Source organism: Paenibacillus sp. V4I7 (assembly GCF_030817275.1).
In the GTDB taxonomy this organism is placed as follows: Bacteria; Bacillota; Bacilli; order Paenibacillales; family NBRC-103111; genus Paenibacillus_E.
Window position 1 is genome coordinate 544,448 of record NZ_JAUSZD010000002.1, and the last position, 13,047, is coordinate 557,494.

General features: G+C 44.8%; 10 protein-coding genes. 9 read left to right on the forward strand and 1 reads right to left on the reverse strand.

The window, feature by feature from the left end:
- Nucleotides 1-66: 66 nt before the first annotated feature.
- The 3 genes from QFZ80_RS03610 (at nucleotide 67) to QFZ80_RS03620 (ending at nucleotide 5,195) form a co-directional block, all read left to right on the forward strand.
- The gene (locus QFZ80_RS03610; protein ID WP_307557319.1) at nucleotides 67-2,706 is read left to right on the forward strand and encodes a winged helix-turn-helix domain-containing protein; all 2,640 of its coding nucleotides are present in this window, start codon (nucleotides 67-69) and stop codon (nucleotides 2,704-2,706) included.
- 93 nt (nucleotides 2,707-2,799) lie between these two features.
- Nucleotides 2,800-4,050 carry an NAD(P)/FAD-dependent oxidoreductase gene (locus QFZ80_RS03615; protein ID WP_307548768.1) on the forward strand — a complete coding sequence of 417 codons (1,251 nt, stop codon included), beginning with the start codon at nucleotides 2,800-2,802 and terminating at the stop codon, nucleotides 4,048-4,050.
- 188 nt (nucleotides 4,051-4,238) lie between these two features.
- Nucleotides 4,239-5,195, forward strand: a complete 957-nt coding sequence (locus QFZ80_RS03620) for a 3'-5' exoribonuclease YhaM family protein (protein ID WP_307548767.1) — start codon at nucleotides 4,239-4,241, stop codon at nucleotides 5,193-5,195.
- A 62-nt stretch (nucleotides 5,196-5,257) separates the two neighbouring features.
- Here the strand turns inward: QFZ80_RS03620 and QFZ80_RS03625 are convergent, their stop codons facing one another.
- Nucleotides 5,258-5,719 (reverse strand): Lrp/AsnC family transcriptional regulator, encoded by a 462-nt coding sequence (locus QFZ80_RS03625; protein WP_307557322.1) that lies wholly within the window; start codon nucleotides 5,717-5,719, stop codon nucleotides 5,258-5,260.
- Between the two features lie 268 nt (nucleotides 5,720-5,987).
- Between QFZ80_RS03625 and QFZ80_RS03630 the strand changes: the two genes are divergently transcribed.
- The 6 genes from QFZ80_RS03630 to QFZ80_RS03655 all read left to right on the forward strand — a co-directional run bounded on the left by QFZ80_RS03630 (nucleotide 5,988) and on the right by QFZ80_RS03655 (nucleotide 13,027).
- Complete coding sequence (locus tag QFZ80_RS03630; protein WP_307557323.1) at nucleotides 5,988-7,373, forward strand: amidohydrolase family protein; 1,386 nt, start codon at nucleotides 5,988-5,990, stop codon at nucleotides 7,371-7,373.
- A 59-nt stretch (nucleotides 7,374-7,432) separates the two neighbouring features.
- A complete protein-coding gene (locus tag QFZ80_RS03635; RefSeq protein WP_307557325.1) occupies nucleotides 7,433-8,428 on the forward strand; it encodes an aromatic ring-hydroxylating dioxygenase subunit alpha in 996 nt (331 codons plus the stop codon).
- Nucleotides 8,429-8,629: 201 nt separating this feature from the next.
- Nucleotides 8,630-9,724, forward strand: a complete 1,095-nt coding sequence (locus tag QFZ80_RS03640; protein WP_307548758.1) for an ABC transporter substrate-binding protein — start codon at nucleotides 8,630-8,632, stop codon at nucleotides 9,722-9,724.
- Between the two features lie 36 nt (nucleotides 9,725-9,760).
- Complete coding sequence (locus QFZ80_RS03645) at nucleotides 9,761-11,140, forward strand: amidohydrolase family protein (RefSeq protein ID WP_307557327.1); 1,380 nt, start codon at nucleotides 9,761-9,763, stop codon at nucleotides 11,138-11,140.
- A 220-nt stretch (nucleotides 11,141-11,360) separates the two neighbouring features.
- Nucleotides 11,361-12,182 carry a creatininase family protein gene (locus tag QFZ80_RS03650; RefSeq protein WP_307555702.1) on the forward strand — a complete coding sequence of 274 codons (822 nt, stop codon included), beginning with the start codon at nucleotides 11,361-11,363 and terminating at the stop codon, nucleotides 12,180-12,182.
- 47 nt (nucleotides 12,183-12,229) lie between these two features.
- Nucleotides 12,230-13,027: an ABC transporter ATP-binding protein gene (locus QFZ80_RS03655; RefSeq protein WP_307555700.1), complete on the forward strand. Its 798-nt coding sequence runs from the start codon at nucleotides 12,230-12,232 to the stop codon at nucleotides 13,025-13,027.
- Nucleotides 13,028-13,047: the final 20 nt, after the last annotated feature.

Consider the following 13,047-nt stretch of genomic DNA (forward strand, 5'->3'; position numbering starts at 1 on the left):
GTATGATTAAAGTAGAATAACGATGTCTGGGAGGGAGTCCTCCAAATAAAGGAGGACCATTGTGAAATGAGTCAGAAACCAAATGATGTATTCAGTAAATCTCTTTTTAATGAATATCCCTTACTGAACACAAAATTATATATTCCACAACAACCATCGTATCATGTAGCCAGAGAACAACATTTGATGGAGAAGATGTCTAGGGCGATGACGTGCAAAGTGACGCTGGTTACTTCCCCTCCAGGATTCGGAAAGACGACGATGGTAAGCCATTGGACAATTAACCAACAAATACCCGCGGCATGGGTTTCTTTGGATCAAGGCGAGAACGACTTGCTCAGGTTTTGGACTTATGTGATTGCTGCTTTTAATCGACTTTATCCCAGCGTTGGACATAAGTCGCTTTCTTTACTACAGACTTTATCATTTTCGTCCGAGCAGATGATTTCATGGTTATTGAACGATTTGTTTGAGATCCCCGATTCCGTCTTACTGGTTTTGGATGATTACCATATGATTGAATCTGATGAAATTCATCGCTTGCTTGCTTTTTTTATTGATCGTATGCCGCCGCAGGTACACCTTTGTATACTCAGTCGTAAACAACCTTTGATTGCTGTTGGTTTACTACGCGTCAAAGGTCAACTCAACGAAATCGGCCTCTCTGATTTGAGATTTACGGAGCAGGAAATATCGACTTTTTGGCTTCGTCAAACGGGCGTTTTGCCAAACGAGTTATCGCTTAAGCTGTTATCCGACCGTACGGAAGGTTGGGTTGCTGGCATACAACTGGCCGTATTATCCCATTTGTCGGGTCAACAAGATGCGCTGCACCAATTTAAGGGGAACAATCGTTATGTTGTTGACTATTTAATGGAAGAAGTTTTTGTTCATTTGCCAGAGTCAATTCGTACTTTTTTACTGAAAACATCGATACTGGAAAGAATGAATGCTGAGCTTTGCGCCGTGCTGACGGGTCAGTCGGTTGAGAAGGAACGGTTGCAAGAAATGGAGAGATCCAATTTGTTTGTGATTTCTTTGGACGCCGAGGGCAACTGGTACCGATATCATCACTTATTTGCCGATTTCTTACGTAGTAAGCAAGAACACCGGGATGAAACGGTCTCTTTGTACATAACGGCCAGCGAATGGTTCGAAAGGCAAGGTTATTTGGGGGAAGCGATTGAGCATGCTCTGGCTGCTAGGGCGTACGATCAAGCATGCACCCTCATCCTAAGCGTTGCAACGGAGCTTTTGAAAAGAAGGGAACTGACCACGCTGCATCGCTGGTTGCTGCAGCTGCCTGTTGCAAACCGAGAGCGCCCCGCTTTACTAATCATTCAAGTATGGACAGAAATATTAATGGGACGTAAGGAGCGGATGGACGAGCATATTGCAACCTTGCAAAAGGCGCTTGATTCACCTAATAGCTTAGAAACTTCGCTTTATGTTGGAATTCGGGAAGATATGAAGGTCGCAAAAAACTTTCAGGCGATGTTACTCGGCAATTACCAGCTCTGTTTCTCCCAATTGCAGGCTTTGCATGAAGATGACAATCTCCCAGATATCGAAGGGCTGCCTATGCTGTTCGGCATGGGCATGGAGTTGAATGACGGAGAAATTCCATTTATTCGCAGTTATTATGGCTTCTGCGGACGAATCAAACAGGCGGAGCGTTATCACCGATTATACGATTCCTTTATTGAAAAGAATGAGTTCTACCATTTTCCTTTTACGGCTTATCAACGGACAGCCATGAGCGAGATCTGTTATGAAAGAAATCAATTAACGGAGTCATTACGATTCGCTGAGGATGCCATCCGCATCGCTAAGCGGAGTCATGTAATTGGGGCGTATGTTCCAGCTGAGATCATCCGGTCAAGAATTCTTTGGCTAAGAGAAGCTAAAGAAGAAGCGATTGCCAACATTTACGAAGCGATGGAACATGTAAAGCTTACCCATCATCATAGCTCACATTGGCACGATTTGCTGAACACTTATCTGATTAGGTGCCAATTAGAGATAGGAGAGATGGGGGCCGTAGATCACTGGATGGAAATGTCCCCATGGAGCAGGCAAAGTGAGATCATTGGCGGACAGGATTTCGAGCTTCTGACATTTATTGGGGCCTTAATCGCAAAAGAAAACACACATGAAGCTCTCTCTTGGTGCGAACAACTTAAGAAAGCTAGGATATCATCTGGCAGAATCATGACGGAGCTTGAAGTACTGTTGTTCCTCTCGCGTATACACGGAAAAATGAACAACCCCCATACCTGTATGCTCCACCTGCATCAAGCTCTTCTCCTAGGTGAGAGGGAAGGATACCTTCGTATTTTTGCCAATACGGAACTAGAGCCGCTGCTCCGCGAATATGCGGATGTACGGAAGAACAAGTACATGGCGGAATTACAAACGGAAGGAGTTTCCCTTCACTATCTTCAAGTCGTTTTATCCCTTTCCTCAGTCAAACGGAATACGGAACGAAATAACAATTACAAGGAATCCTCGGTGCATATGCTGACTGTTCGGGAACAAGAAGTACTTCAGCTCATTGCTGCCGGATTGTCCAACAAAGCCATTGCAGAAAAATTAGTGCTGGCTGAAGGCACGGTGAAGCTTCACTTGCACCGGATTTACAGCAAGCTGCAAGTTAACGGGAGAATCCAAGCTATACAGAAAGCAAATCAGTACCGATTACTTTGAAAAAGATATAACCATCGTATATATCGTTCGTTGGATGGCACCCTCCTTTCCTTCTGATAAGCTGATAGCAGTCAGAAAGTGAGGAGGGAAGAAATGTCAATAAAAGATTACGATGTTATTATCATCGGAGCGCGGGTTGCGGGTTCATCACTCGCTTATGAGCTGTCGAAAGCCGGCTATGAGGTACTTCTCGTTGATCGCAGTTCGTTTCCAAGTGATATCCTGTCCACGCATAACTTTTTCAACAATTCGGTAGCCATGCTCCGGGAGATGGGGGTATTGGAGCAGCTGCTTCAAACGGGTACGCCGGTGTACAAACGGGCTTTCATTCAAATGGATGGCGTGGTCATCGATGGGATTTATCCCGAAGTAAACGGTGAAACTCACTGTTTGTGTATTCGACGTAAGTATCTAGACCGAATCTTGTTCGATCATGCAGCTGCTCAAAGGCAGGTGACCGCCAAGGAAGGCTTTCGAGTCACGGATGTCCTCATGCATAACGATAAGGTGACCGGAATTGTAGGGTTGAGCCGCGATGGCAAACGAGAGGAGTTTAATGCGAGGCTAGTTGTTGGAGCGGATGGCCGTCATTCAACGCTGCGCGATTTGGTTAAAAGCGAGCGGAAAATGGCTGTCCCTACTGATTTTGCATCGTATGTGGGGTACTTCGCTAATTATCGCCAAGTAGGCGAGCGCTGTGTAGAATTTTATATAATGAAAGATAACTTAGCCATTGTTTTTCCGACGAGTGACGACTTGTTCGTCGTAGGGGTTATGTTCCCATTGGATAAAAAGGAATGGATTGAGAAATTTAGGAACAATCCGGAAGCGGGATTTCGCGAGCTAGTCGATGTCGGCTTCTCCGACACAACTACTTTCCCTGAACGTCTGCGAGAATCTTCTTTAGTCGAACCGATTAAAGGACTGCTGGGCTACGATAACGATTGGTTTCAAGGAATGGGAAAGGGATGGGCACTTGTCGGAGATGCTGTTTCTTTCAAGGATCCTGCGGTTGGGCAAGGCATGCATGATGCGATCTACGGTGCGCGCTTATTGACTGCCATTTTATCCGAAACGGGCGACTGGGAAACAAACTGGGAGCTGATGGCTGATAAGTACCAGACCGCCATGGAGTCGAAAATGATGTCCCGTTATCAAATGGCCTGCCAAATAACAAAAAATACACCAGTTACTATGGAGCAAATGGTTGCGAATCGATTAATCGGCAGCAATCCCGATGCGTGTCATGCTTTTCTTGGCATCTACAATTACGCTAATGAACCCGAGATGTTGGGGCAGACGCTGATGAGTTTGCTTCAGGAAGGGAATGGCGTAGAAGAATGAGCAGCGGTAGTTCCGGCTGCAACTGTATGGGCCAGCTGATTTCATCATCGAAATCGGTTGGCCCATTTATGATTTTACGAATGGTTGTTGACAGGCTTATTCGTCTCTCTCAATTTCTACTATCTTCTAGTAATAAATTTTATCCAATTCGTAGTATAATGTTCCTAATGACATATGGAGGAACTAAAATGACGTTAATTAAGCAATTGCAAGCACCAGAAGAGTTTGTAGGCTACTACCTCATTAAAGAATTAGAAGTCAAACAAACGAATACCACGCCTGCCAAAGATTTTATGGACATTGTTCTATGCGATGCTAGTGGGCAGATCTCAGCAAAACTATGGGATGTTAGCGTGACCGATAAAGAAACATTTTTCCCGATGACGTTGGTCAAAGTTCAAGGCTTAGTTCAAACCTACCGCGATAAGTTACAGGTGAAAATCGGTAGATTACGCAAGGCGCTGCCAGAGGATGGCATACAAATTACGGATTTCATTCGTTCCGCACCGATTAGTCCAATCGATCTTATTCATACGATAAATCAAGTTTTGGAAAGTATTACGAATCCGGCCATCAAGTCGATTGTTTCGTTTTGTGTGACCAAAGTCGAAGAGAAGCTCAATCATTACCCTGCTGCCAAAACGCATCATCATGCCTATTTCGCCGGCCTTGCTTATCACATTGTACGGATGCTGGAGATTGGTGAATTTATTTGTAAACAGCGGCCGTTTCTCAATCCCGATTTAATTAAAGCGGGCATCATCCTGCACGATATCGCCAAACCGGAGGAAATGATCGCGCAGCTAGGGATCGTTTCTGATTACAGTGTGCAAGGAAAGCTGCTCGGACACATCTCGATGGCGTCGAACTGGATTACGGAAGCTGCCTTACATCATGAGATTGATCTCCAATCAGATGTTGTCATTGGTTTACAGCATATTGTGCTGTCCCACCACAACTTGCCTGAATGGGGGAGTCCGGTACTGCCTCAAATTCCAGAAGCTGTTGCTTTGCATTACATTGATTCGATGGATGCGAAGCTCCAGATGGTGGAGGATACTCTTATGACAACGCCGGAGACAGAAGCATGGACGCCGATGATCCGCGGACTAGAAAATAAGGCGATGTATCGTTTGAACTTATAATCCATATCTAAACAACGATAACTGCGTGAGCACAGATGCTCGCGCAGTTTTTTTGTCTTTTCTCACAGTTCCAATCCAGTCCCTTGTTTAAACCGTTTAATGACGACTTGCGTGTTAACGCGTACGACGCCTTTCAATTTGTAAATATTTTGGTAGAGGAAGTCTTCGAGCGCAGCATCGTCTTTGAGCAAGGCATGCATATGCAGAGAGCTGCTCCCTGTCATTTGATAAATACTGATAACGTTGGGGTCAGCGGAGAGTAGATTACCTACTTCTTCAGCATAACGCGGCTCCACTTCGACTTCGAAAAAAGCGCTGACGACTTTACCTAATTTCGTGGCGTTCAAGCGAATGGTAAAGTTTTCGATGACTTCTTTCTCGATGAGGTTTTCGACTCGTTTTTGAATCGCAACACGTGAGAGATTAAGTGTTTCCCCGATTTTTGCATAGGATATCCGGCCGTTCTCATGTAGTAACTTGATGATTTCTTGATCTACTTGATCGAGGTGAGGAAGCTCCAACATAGGCAAGACTCCTTTATCGTAAAATATATACAGTTGTTAATATTATCATAGTATTCTCATGAAAAGAACAAATTTAACGTCCAAAATAAAACTATGTTAATCAAAATAGTTAGTATTTTTATAAAAACGTAACTATATCTAGTATATTTATTTACAAATGGAGTTGACGGTAAAAAGGTTCATTCCTATAATGATGTTAATTAACATAACACACAATCAATAATAACAAATCAATGTCATATTATTTGACATATAAGGAGGTGGTAAAATGTCAAACAAATTAATTTACAACGGTACCGTGTTGACCATGAATGCCACCAATCAGATTTTCAAACCTGGCTATGTGTATATGGAACATGATGTGATCCGTGAAGTGGGGGAATGGAGATCCGACGGGAGTTTGGACCATTTAATCTCGCAATCTGCGTATACGTACAATGCTTCGGGTAAAGTCGTCATTCCCGGGATTATCAATGGCCATACCCATTTGTTTCAAACGTTCATGAGAGGGGTGTCGGATCACTCCCCGCTCACACAGTGGCTGAAGGAAATTATTTGGCCGATGAGTCTCGCGATGGAGCCTGAAGATTTTTATTTAGCTGCTTTAATTGGGTGTATCGAAAATTTAAAATCGGGCGCGACCTATATGATGGATCACCATTATATCCACACGTATCCAGAGAATGATGCAAGTGTACTGCAAGCGATGGTCGATTCAGGGATTCGCGGACATTTGGCCAGAGGCGGCTCGGATTTGGCCGGAGAAGTCCGATTAAGGGAGACAGAGGAGCAGATATTTAACAGCACAGATCGTTTACTCGATGAATGGGATGGCGCTGCTTCCGGCCGGATTCGAATTGCACTTGGGCCGCTTAATTTATATGGATGCTCCCGAGGGTATTTAGAGCGGGCTGCCACCTTTAGCCGGGAGCGAAAGCTGATTTCTCATGTACATGTCGCCGAGACGAGTGAACAGATCGACACAACGATGGCTCGCTATGGCCTGCGAAACTTGGAATTGCTAAATGAAGTTGGACTGTTGGGCGAGCAAACACAGGTTGTTCATGGTGTCTGGCTTGATGATGGAGAACTAGAAATGATTCGTGCAGTGCAAGCTTCTGTCATTCATTGTCCAGTATCCAATATGTACTTAGCTTCAGGTGTTGCCAGAGTACCTGAAATGCTGCGTATGGGTATTAACGTTGCCCTAGGTACGGATGGTCCTGGCAGCAATAATTGCCAAGATAACTTAGAAGTGCTGAAGTTCACGGCATGCTTGCATAAGGTTAATGAGCTGGATGCTACCTTATTACCGCCGATGGATGTGCTGCGAATGGCTACAGTGAATGGTGCAAAGGCCGTTGGAAGGAGTGCTGATTTAGGCAGTCTTGAACCAGGCAAGAAGGCAGATCTAGTGACCGTAGATATGCTCAAAGCGCACATTAGTCCTGTGCATCGCGCTTCTTCAGCGCTGGTTTATAATGCGAACGGCAATGATGTCGATCTCGTTATTGTTGGCGGTCAGGTTGTTGTAGAGAAGGGGATAAGCACGTGGATCGATGAGCAAGAAATTCTGCAAAGAGCCCAAGCAAGGGTTGATGCTCTGCGTACTAAGTTAGCTGGGCAATATCCTATTTTTTCAAATATAGAGTAATTCTCTTAAGGCTTGCGCCAAACAAATAATTTTCAGAAACGCTAAGGAGGATGATTTCAATGGCTTTACAACGTCTACATGATCCTGTACTTGAAAATGATTGGCATGCTGTGTACCTCGCGTCTGAGCTGAAAGACCAACCTGTGGGTGTCATCATTTTGGGTGAAAGAGTAGCCATTTATCGCTCTAGCAAAGGGGTTCATGCTCTGCAAGATCTATGCGTTCACCGTGGAGCCATGCTTTCCAAAGGGTGGGTACAAGAGGATGTCCTAGTCTGTCCATACCATGGCTGGCAGTATGATTCATCTGGGCAATGCGTCTGTATTCCGGCGCAGCCTAAGGGGGAGAAGATTCCTCTCAGAGCTAAGGCACAAACCTATGCATGTGAAGAGAAATACGGCTTTATCTGGGTATGTATAGGTGAACCCGTGGCGCCTTTGCCTCATTTCGAAGAGTTTGCTAATCCGGAGTTTCGTCCATTACCTTGTGGCCCTTACAAAGTTGAAGCGGCTGGAACGAGGGTGATTGAGAATTTTACAGACTTCGCTCATTTGATGTTCGTTCATCAGAATCTGCTCGGACATCCCGACTATGCGGAGCTGCCTGACTTTCAGGTTATCAAGGAGAAGGAACGCATTTATATCGAAAATATTCCGATCTTTCAACCCGTTGCCCATTCCGGCTCGGATAAGAGTGAAGGAACGACTTACGTATATATGAAGGAAGTTTATCGGCCTTTATCCGCTCGATTGTCCAAAGCAGATCCGAGCAATGGTCAAACCTTGTGGATTATGTTGACGGTATTGCCTGTAGCCGCAGAAGAATGTGTTGTATTCATGATGGTATCGCGGAATTATGCCTATGACGTAGATGATGCGAATTTTATTCGCTTCCAGGATATCGTGTTTGAACAAGATGCGAGGGTAATCGAGACTCAGAAGCCTGAGCTGCTGCCACTGGATCTGCAGGTCGAACTCAACCATAAGGTGGATCGTTTCTCCATTGCGTATCGTCGCTGGTTGAAAGAATTAGGCGTGGTAATTGGCACGATATAAGAGAATGTTCGTCTTTTGTGATATATGAGTGTGTTTTTCTAAAGTAATCCTTGGAAAAGTAATAAAAAGGCGTACTTTTATTGTGTGAAAATACAAAACGTTAGTCTATTCGTTGACTTGAACAGGCCATCAACCCTATATTTGACTAAAGATTGATAAGTTCTTTTGTAGAGAAAACCAAATATGGAGGGGAAGTTTAATATGAAACCATTTAATCTTACTAATCCGCTTGCAGCGAAACGCCCAGTTGTTTTGTCCATTAGCTTAGCTATGATCACAAGTATGCTCGCCGCATGCGGCAACACGGGCTCCTCGGTTTCAACGTCAGCGCCATCTACAGTACCATCGGCTGCAACGACGGCTTCCGCTGCTCCAGCAGCAACAACAGCTTCAACTGCACCGAAGGCTCTTGTACCTGCAACGGTTGTTCTGAACTGGTTCGCCGAGCCAGAGCATGGTGGGAACTTTGCAGCTTCAGCCAAAGGGTATTATAAAGACGCAGGATTTGATATGACGCTCATGCCGGGTGGTCCGCAGGTTTCGTCAACACAAATTGTTGCTTCAGGCAAAGCACAATTCGGTATGGCGAATGGTGATGATATTTTGGTAGCCAGACAAGAGGGTATTCCGGTTGTAGCCATCGCTACTTCTATGCAAAAGAGTCCACAAGCCTTGTTTTATCATAAAAGTTCAGGTATTAAAGATTTCTCAGATTTAAATGGTCATAAGGTGTATGTGGCCTCTACAGCTAGCTTTTGGCAATTCATGAAAAAGAAATATAAATTAGACACAGCCCAAGAAATGAAATATACAGGTCAATTAGTCAACTTCGTCAATGATAAAACTTCGCTTACACAAGGGTATGTTACATCCGAACCATTCACACTAGATCAGCAAAAAGTAGAGTATGGCACATTACTTAATGCAGATTCCGGTTATAACATTTACGCTGGCGTATACTTCACTACGGAGAAAATGATTGCTGAACATCCTGACCAAGTGAAAGCTTTCGTCGAAGCTACGGTCAAAGGCTGGGACTATTACAAGGATCATTCCGATGAGATCAATCCTGCCATTCAAGTGAAGAATCCAGATATGGGCTTAGATATGATGAAATATAGCGCTGCTAAAGAAATGGACTTTGTATTCGGCGGAGATGCTGCAACCAAGGGTACGGGCATTATGACGAAAGAGCGCTGGACAGAAGTTCAAAAGCAGCTTGTTGATGTAGGTGTTTTGAAAACAGCAGAGAACATCGACAAAGTGTTCACAACGCAATTTTTACCTAAGAAGTAAGGGATAAAGAATAAGAATAATCAGGGGGTGGCGGCATTGGCTTCTAACAAGAATATGGATTTAGTTAACGTTCGATTGCCAATGGAGGATGAGGGGCATTTGTTTCGACTCTCGATTCGTGATGGCCTTTGGACTCAGATTCAGAAGCAAGAAGCTAATGCTGCCCATTCTGGTGCAATATCTTTGGAATATTGGAAACCGCAGCTTAGTACGTGTGAATCGGGTGTCTCGCTAATTGACCTCGAAGGGAAAATCGTATTGCCGGGCTTCGTAGATGCCCATATGCACTTAGACAAATCTTTCTCACTAACTTCTGTTGAGAATCGGAGTGGTACGTTAGAAGAGGCCGTGCGCAATTATTCAAGTGCATCACCGTCTTTTACCAAAAATGAGATTAAATCAAGAATAATGCGTTCGGCTTTGCAAGCTTTGTCATCTGGTACAACGCACATTCGTACACATCTTGAATTTAATTTAAGAGCCTCACGTGAAGTTGCGTTACGTACAGTTGAGGCCGCTTTGGAAGCCAAAGAAGCATTAGCGCCTTATATTAGCTTGCAGCTGTTTCCGATGTGTCCCTACAATTTCATGTCACTCGATGTGGATGCCGTAGAGGAAGCTCTAAAAATGGGCGTCGATGGGATTGGCGGAGCACCGCATTTATCATTAACCCCTAAGGAAGATATCGATTATATATTCAAATTAGCAGAGAAATATGATGTGCCGATTGATCTGCATTGTGATGAAACAGACAATCCAGCTATGCGCACAATCGATCATATCACTTTGCGAACGAAATCAGAGGGCTATTCAGGAAGAGTTACCGTCGATCATTTATGTGCATTAGCTTCGATGACGAATCAGGATGCTCACGGCATCATTGAGCGGATGGCTGAAGCTAGGCTCAAAGCAGTCTCATTACCTGCAGTCAATTTGTACTTGCAAGGAAGGCATGATGGATTCCCGGTTAGACGAGGAGTAACTCGTTTGAAGGAAATCTGGGAAGCAGGCATTCCTATTGCGGTGGCTTCTGATAATATTCATGATCCCTTTCACCCTTTTGGCAGAGGCGATTTATTACAGATTGCTCTTATTGGCTCTTATGCCGCTCATATGGGACGACCGGATGATCTTCGCACACTGCTGCGCATGATCACGGATGTGCCCGCCAAGGTGCTCGGTCTAACTTCTCATGAGGTAAAGGCTGGTAATCATGCGAATTTTATTATCATAGAGGGAAGTACGCCGGAAGAACTCTTTACCATGCTGCCTGAACGCCGTTGGGTATATAGTCAAGGAAGCTTTGTTCGAATAGCTGCCAATAAAGCAGAGTGGCAGGATAAGACGTTAGCTCATTATTGGCAAGAGGCAATCGAGAATGTATCCTTCCATAAACGTAAATTCGCGAAAGGGTGAGCGTTCTAATGGCTAACCTACCGGATCCAAGAGAGCTTCTGATGGCAGCTCGATTAGGTAAGAGGGTTGCGGATGTAGCCGCCGCTTTACAGCTATTCCAAGCAAGATAAGCTTAATGTTGAACAATGCTAATTTGAAAGCTTAAGATCCGCTCCTCACTCTGAGTCTGGGTCTTTTTTTATAAAAGCTTATGCGTACTATAATGTCCACTCACTTGGAGGTGCTCAGCTTGTCATTCAGTCGTTATCAAGGTAAGGCGTGGGATCGCTGCTTTTTTCCCCGCTTAAGTAAGCACGAGGTTGCTCAAGTTACCAAAGATGATGCGCTTATCGTTCTGCCGGTTGGCGCGATTGAGCAGCATGGTCCGCATATGCCAGTGTTTACCGATACGTTAATTTCCGAAGTGCTCTTGACCGAGGCTTTCGAACAGCTTCCCGATGATGCGAATATATGGCTGCTGCCGGCCATTCCGTATGGGAAAAGTACGGAGCACCTTGGCCATCCAGGAACCATAACGCTATCAGCTACTACATTAATGGCTGTCGTGATGGATATAGCGAAAAGCTTGAGTAAGAGCGGATTTCAGAAATTAGTGCTGGTGAATACGCACGGGGGCAACACGGATTTGTTGAATATGATGGGCCGGGAAATCCGTATAGAAACGGGGTTGGCTGTATTTCGATTAGATCCTGGCGGACTCGGTGCCGCTGATGAGTGGATAACGCCGCTGGAGAAGCAGGCTGGTATTCATGCGGGTGACATGGAAACTTCCTTAGTGATGTCTGCTAAACCCGATTGGGTTCATATGGAGCTTGCTCCTACGGAATATCCGAATTACCCGGATTCGCGTTATTTGGGCCTTCGCAATCGTGCTTTTGCTTGGGTCATGGATGATTTATCCCATTCAGGCATTTCTGGTGATGCCACACAAGCAACGATAACGAAAGGCCATGCGATGGCTGAAAAGTACGGAGCACACATCGCCGAGGCGTTGCTCACCTTTCAAACTTTTGAGATGGCGTCATTGAAAAAGGAACAATAACGGACGGAAGTTCCAAAAATCAAATACAGGAGATGAAGTAAATGGCTATGAATGCTTCTCTGATCCATACATCCAATTCACATGTACAAGATCCAAAATTCGTGAGTATGGAGAATCTCTCTAAGACGTACCCAAACGGTACAATTGCCTTGCAGGATGTGAATCTGACGATACAAGAAGGGGAGTTCCTTTGTTTTGTTGGACCATCTGGGTGTGGGAAATCAACGATATTCAAGATGATTACAGGTCTGGCCAAGCCGAGTAAAGGGACGTTAGATGTGTTTGGAACGACACCTAAAGAAGCTCGCAAGCAAAGTGATATCGCCTTTGTTTTCCAAGATCATACACTGCTGCCCTGGTCTACGGTAGAAGCTAACGTAAGATTGCCGCTTGAATTGCGCGGTGTAGATAAGAAAACACAGAAAGAAGAGGCTCAGCGCGTGTTGGAGCTGGTCGGCTTGAAGGACTATATGAAGGTGCTGCCTAGACAGCTCTCCGGGGGAATGAAGATGCGTGTTTCCATCGCGCGTGCACTCATTTCGAGACCTAAGCTGCTTCTCATGGATGAGCCCTTCGGCGCTTTAGACGAAATTACGCGTCAAACCTTGCAAATGGAGCTGCTCCATATTTGGCAGCAGGATAAATCCATGACCGTGCTATTCGTTACTCATAACGTATTCGAATCGGTCTTCTTATCCACAAGTGTTGTTGTGATGACACCGCGTCCTGGTAAAATATCAGCGAGGATTGATATCCCTGTCCCTTTTCCCCGAGATGAAAGCTTCCGTACAACGACGCAGTTCAGTGATTTAGTTCGTGAAGTATCTGCCGCTTTGGATCATTGATACGAAAGGGTGAATAAGCT